The 5,340-nt window shown below is 66.1% G+C and carries 6 protein-coding genes and 1 pseudogene; 3 read left to right on the plus strand and 4 right to left on the minus strand.

All coding sequences use genetic code 11. The annotated features are described in order from the left end of the window. Positions 1 to 6: 6 nt before the first annotated feature. The 3 genes from AOK11_RS39925 to AOK11_RS15255 form a co-directional block, all read right to left on the minus strand. Positions 7 to 399: an IS6 family transposase gene (locus AOK11_RS39925; protein WP_276204822.1), complete on the minus strand. Its 393-nt coding sequence runs from the start codon at positions 397 to 399 to the stop codon at positions 7 to 9. Between the two features lie 289 nt (positions 400 to 688). Then, complete coding sequence (locus tag AOK11_RS15250) at positions 689 to 934, minus strand: DNA ligase-like domain-containing protein (RefSeq protein ID WP_055594256.1); 246 nt, start codon at positions 932 to 934, stop codon at positions 689 to 691. Between the two features lie 97 nt (positions 935 to 1,031). Continuing rightward, positions 1,032 to 1,703: an HNH endonuclease family protein gene (locus AOK11_RS15255; RefSeq protein WP_055594257.1), complete on the minus strand. Its 672-nt coding sequence runs from the start codon at positions 1,701 to 1,703 to the stop codon at positions 1,032 to 1,034. Positions 1,704 to 1,954: 251 nt separating this feature from the next. Here AOK11_RS15255 and AOK11_RS15260 point away from each other — a divergent pair. The 3 genes and pseudogenes from AOK11_RS15260 to AOK11_RS41825 all read left to right on the plus strand — a co-directional run. Further along, positions 1,955 to 2,608, plus strand: a pseudogene (locus AOK11_RS15260) (IS256 family transposase); the annotation flags it as partial. Positions 2,609 to 2,621: 13 nt separating this feature from the next. After that, positions 2,622 to 2,945 carry a hypothetical protein gene (locus tag AOK11_RS15265; protein WP_055594258.1) on the plus strand — a complete coding sequence of 108 codons (324 nt, stop codon included), beginning with the start codon at positions 2,622 to 2,624 and terminating at the stop codon, positions 2,943 to 2,945. Between the two features lie 395 nt (positions 2,946 to 3,340). Beyond that, a complete protein-coding gene (locus AOK11_RS41825; RefSeq protein WP_240497357.1) occupies positions 3,341 to 3,799 on the plus strand; it encodes a hypothetical protein in 459 nt (152 codons plus the stop codon). A gap of 58 nt (positions 3,800 to 3,857) precedes the next feature. On the opposite strand, the gene AOK11_RS44935 is transcribed toward AOK11_RS41825, so the two are convergent. Next, the coding region (locus AOK11_RS44935) for a NucA/NucB deoxyribonuclease domain-containing protein (RefSeq protein ID WP_420902990.1) at positions 3,858 to 5,340 on the minus strand (1,483 nt) is incomplete at its 5' end.

Here is a 5,340-nt window from a genome sequence, read left to right on the forward strand (position 1 = left end):
AGTAGTTTAATTACGGCTCCTCATCGCGCGTTCACGCTGCCGGGTGGGCTGGTGGCTGTTCTCTGCCCGGTTGTTCAGGCCCTTGTGTGAGCGGTGCTCGACCAAGGGCATGACCTCGCGGTGGGCCGCGCCGTAGGAGCGCAGCTTGTCGGTGACCACCACCCGCGGCACCGAGCAGGTCTTCTTGAGCAGCCTGCGGAAGAAGCGCCGGGCCGCGGCCTTGTCCCGGCGGTTCTGGACCAGGATGTCGAGCACGTTGCCGTCGGCGTCGACGGCCCGCCACAGGTACTTCCGCTCTCCGTTGATCTTGATGAAGACCTCGTCCAGGTGCCACGTGTCCCCGGGCCGCGGCCGACGGCGGCGCAGTCCGCTCCGTAGGCCTGGCCGAACTTCATACACCAGCGGCGGACCGTCTCATGGGAGACGATGACGCCGCGCTGCAGCATCAAGCTCCTCGACCTCACGGAATGACAACGGGAAGCGGTGGTACAGCCACACGCAGTGGGAGATGATCTCGACCGGGTACCGGTGCCCCTTGTACGACGGCGACGCGGACGACACGAACGACCCCCTCCCCGGCACGACCAACTCCAAGATCGCCCCAGGCCGGTCAGCCAACGTGACAACGCCTCGTAGCGGCTCAGCAGAAGCGTGCGGGATGCCGCGCGGGAGCCGGTGAGTACGCCGGTCACAGCCTTGGCGGTGACCGCACCTTGTACTTGAGCCACGACCCCACCGGCCGGTAGGACACGTCCAACCGCTCGAAGGCGAGCCCTTCCGGCCTGGCCTCCGTCCACGCCGGCCACTGGCTGGCGACTGCAGGGTCGGTGGTCGGCGGGCGCATCGACAACGGTTTCCTCAAGCCGTTGTCCATGGCGACAACCTCAGCTTCGAAGACCAGCTCCGGGACTGGTCCAAGGAACTCCGCCGCCACGGAGACCGCCGTACCCCGACGTGCCGCCTACCATGTGCCGCTCAGGTGAGGTGCTGGCCGCGCGGGGCGGGCAGCAGACTGGCAGCTGTGCAGGGCCTTATGAGGCCGGTTCGTAGATGACGGTGGTGTCGCCGCAGCCGGCGGCGAGTTCGGTGAGCCGGTCGTGTTCGCTCTGGTCGGTGGCGAGGTCCCAGCGGAGTTTGGTGGCGGTCCACTCGGAGACGTACCGGCACAGCGCGCTCGTGGCGGGCGGGAGCCACTGGGCCGGGTCCTGGTCGCTCTTGGACCTGTTGGAGCGTGCGGTGACGGCGACGAGGCTGGAGTCCTGGCCGAGGTCGTTGGCGTAGGCCTCGCGCCGCTCGGCAGTCCAGGCGAAGGCGCCGGAGTCCCAGGCCTCGGCAAGGGGAACCATATGATCGATGTCCAAGCCCGAGGCCGTGGTGACGGTGGCCTCGTCGTAGTAGGAGAACCAGGTACCGCCGGTCAGTGCGCAGCGGGCGCCGACGGCGGGAGCGGTGACGGCTTCGGCGATGAGGACCTCGCCGCGGGTGCTGCAGCCGTCAGTGGGGTTCGCGCCGGCATTCCAGTGCCGGAAGGCATCACGGCTGTAGCCGTCCCGGGCCTCGACGGCCAGGGGCAGAGCGGCGACCGCGTCGGTGAGCGGCAGGACGACCGGCTCGGCCGCGGCGGCGTGGGCCGCACCGGAGGCCGCGAGCGAGGTGAGAGCGAGGGAGAGCGCGGCCAGGCCGCGCGCGAGCTTGATGATCACGGGCCCTGTGATAGCGCCCGCCCCCATGCCGTCAGGCCGGTTCGGAGGCTGCGTCAGCCGCAGGAGTGAAGGCATTCACCCGAGCACCGCGCTCCACCCCGCCAGCTCCCCTCGTGTCGGGCCGGCTCGACGGCCCCGTGGGGGAGCACGTCGAAGGCACGACCGCCATGACGGTCGTGGTGCACCAGCCGTTCTGCACGGGCGGCCGGCGGGTCACCCCGCACTCCCGGGTCCGGGACGAGATCCTGGGCGCCGACGGCAGCAAGGAGCTGTTCGCACTCCAGGACGGCTACCGCGAGTCGGGCGAGTCCTGGGCGGACCTGCTGCGCGACTGCGCCCGCCGAGGGATGCGCGCCCCGGTCCTGGCGGTCGGCGACGGGGCTCTCGGGTTCTGGAAGGCCCTGGTCGAGGTCTTCTCCGCCTCCCGTCATCAAAGGTGCCGGGTGCACAAGACCGCCAATGTGCTCAACGCTCTGCCGAAGTCGGCCCAGCCCGGCGCCCGCAAGGCGCTTCAGGACATCACAGGCGCCGAGGAGCGCGACCTCGCGGTCAAGGCGATCAAGGCGTTCACCCAGCTCTACGGCGCGAAGTTCCCCAAGGCCGTCAAGAAGATCACCGACGACGAGGCCGAGCTGCCGGCATTCTACGACTTCCCCGCCAAGCACTGGATCCGCCTGCGGACGACCAACCCGATCGAGTCCACGTTCGCCACCGTCCGCCTGCGCACCAAGGTCACCCGCGGCGCCGGCTCCCGCACCGCCGCCCCGGCGATGGTCTTCCTCGTCGAGTCCGCCCAGGCCCGGTGGCGGGCCGTGAACGCACCCCACCTCGTCGCCCTCGTCCGTGCCGGAGCCCGCTTCGAACGCGGCCGACTGGTCGAGTGCCCCGCCATCGCTGCGGCATAGGGTCTGGTGCACCATGACCGACCACCACACCTACGGCACCAGCGCCCACACCGCCGGCGAGCTGGTCCGGCTCGTCAGTGACCGCCTCGGGCTGGTCTTCACCGAGCGCGACAGCGACCACCGGGGCGTCTACCACCTCGCCGGCATCCCCAACGGGCGGATCGAGATCCAGCCCAACCCGATCCCCGGCGACGACAATGAAGACGACCTCTACGCCCCGGAACACCCGGCGGCCCAGGTGCTGTTGCTCACCACCACACCGGCCCTGGATCCCGCCCTGCAGGTCCGCCTGGACTCCATCGAAGGGCTCACCCACCTGAACCACGAGACAGCGTGAACAGCTACTGATCCACAGCTTTTGACAATTGCTCCATCTGGGATCTGAGGCGGCCTCACCGCCGACGAACGAGACCAACTCGCCCGGGAACGAGCCACAGCCACCGACAGACCCAGCTGACACCCCGAGGCCCCCCTGCGTCAGCATGTCTCACGAGACACCCGTAACTCCCGGGGCAGTGGACTGGATTGTTTGCTCGTGCTCAGGACCTTGGCGCCAGCACTGCGGCGTCAGCTGCTCACCCGTGGGTCGCACGGGGTCGTGGTGAGTGTTGAGTCTGCAGTGCTCGATGTGCGGAAACAGCCTGCTTCATGAAGGAAGGGAGCCGATCATGGCTGTGGAAGTGCTGTTGAGACAGGTGGACGGTGAGTGCGTCCACAGAGTGAGGAGTCACGGTGCCGAACCTGATTGGCCGGCAGGAGATGGCCGTAGACGTCGACTATGGCGGCTGGGCACTGCAGGACTGGGATGATACGCAAGTGCCAGTGACCTTTCCTGGTGGCTTCGAGCGAGGCCCTTTTCTCTCTGCCCATGCTGGCCGCTTGGACTTCAGTAGTGGCGGACACACCCATACCGCCGATCTCGTCGTCGAGGTTTGGGATTCTGAGCCGGCCAGTCCTCCTGGTCAGTGGGAAGAGAGGGGCGAGGCGAACATCTACTGCTCATCGGGCAAGCTGCGCGCTCGCAGCGTCGCCGGTGGTCCCATGCCCGGGAGAATCGAGCTGTCGGACGGGCCAGGCACGTGGGGTGTCCGTGTAGTCAGTGCTGGGCGTCGTCAGGCCGCTGAACTCTCTACACATGGTGTGCCAGAGGGCGTGGAGCGATACATGGCGCAGTTCTGGCCCGAGACGTAGCCAACACGGTGCGGGCCGGATGAGCTCTCCCGTCCGGCCCGCAGCACGCGCTGGCGCGTCAGGTGATCTTTACAAGGAATCCGTCGTCAGGTCCATCGATCAGCCTATTTAGGTCGTAGAACTGGCCAAGGAGGATTCCGCCGGCCCCATTACTTTCCGCGTCTATGGGCAGCACGCTGAAGTTCCGGGCATCCTGAAGGGGATCATGTTCGGAAGCAGCAGCACCCTGGTATGTAGCTGCGAAGGGAAATTCATCGCACTCCTTGCCGTTCTGTGGGTAGTTCGGACGGAAATGCTTGACACAGTTCCAGAGGGCCCGGCTTCGGTTCTTATTCCGGCGCTCGCTGTCATGGTAGAGGCGGGTGAGGGGCTCATCTGTGTGCTGACCGGCCAGCCTCTTGGTTGCCAGCGGCGGCATGGTGAGGTGCGGTGTCGTGAAGGCCTTCTTGATATGAAGGGCCACTTCACGTTCCGGAGCGCTTGCCGCGGTGCTGTAGGTCAGGGTCGGGAGGATGCTGAACACAGCGGCGCCGCCGGCAGTGTGCGAGGGCAAGTAGCCAGCTTCGTCCCAGCGAGGCGGAAACATGAAGATGTCGCCCCCAGTGAACGGCTCTGCACCCCATCCAGGGGGAGCTATCAGCTTGATGTTGGGCTGGTAGATGGCTGAGATCATCCGCGTAGATCCCAAGGTGCCCGGTTGCCCTGACAGCGCGGTGATCGTGTGCTTGATGGTGAGCCCGCTGACCAGCTCAGCCCACTTCTTGGTCGAGGGCAGCGTTCCGCCCTTCAAAATCCCTGCCGTGGATGGCCAGCTCTTCGGGATTGAGGCACTCGTCGTGATCCCCATAGCCGGGGCTGCATTGGTGCCCGTCGCGGTGAAGTCCGTGTAGTGATACGTCGCAGTCATGTCACGGCTGTTCTTCGGAATGGTTCCGATGACCACGACGTTGAAGTGACTTTTTCCGACGACTCGCCCGTTGCTGTACCAGATCTGCCCGAACTGACGACCAGAGCAGACAGCGTACCGGGACTTGACGTAGAACTGCTTAGTCCCGAGTTGCCCGACGCACTCGGACAACGTCATGGTGTGCGGTGGCTCCGGCAATGAGATAGCCGCTGCATTGACACCGTCTGCCTCTGGCGCCGCTGGGGCAGGCATTGGCGGCTGGGCTGAGGTCTCCGTTGCGCGCGGCGCTGCTGATCTTGCTTCGCCGATGACCTCGTGAGGCAGCACTGCTGAGAGGGCCTCGTCAGTTTGCATGGCACGCAGGCGAGCGATCCCGTTGGCTCCTGCAACATCAGCGGCGGTCAGAGGATCCGCGTTGAGCGGCTGAACATAGCTCTCCATGGTAAGCGTGTCTGCTGCCTCGTCGGCGTTTGCAACGCTCATCGGCGCACACAACGAAAAGAGCAATGCCCCGATCGTCACCCTTTTGAGGCTTCTCTGTGTGCTCGCAAAAGTGCCCTGGAACAAGCCTTCCCCCTCAGTGGAGTTGATCTCTGCAAAGGGCACCAGGCTTAGAGGGTGTCTCACGTGGCGT

Source organism: Streptomyces hirsutus (assembly GCF_001418415.1).
Taxonomy (GTDB): Bacteria; Actinomycetota; Actinomycetes; order Streptomycetales; family Streptomycetaceae; genus Streptomyces; species Streptomyces hirsutus.

Bases quoted from the DNA above. Each gene is read 5' to 3' on its own strand.
- AOK11_RS15265 (WP_055594258.1), top strand. From the start codon at position 2,622: ATGACCGACCACCACACCTACGGCACCAGCGCCCACACCGCCGGCGAG.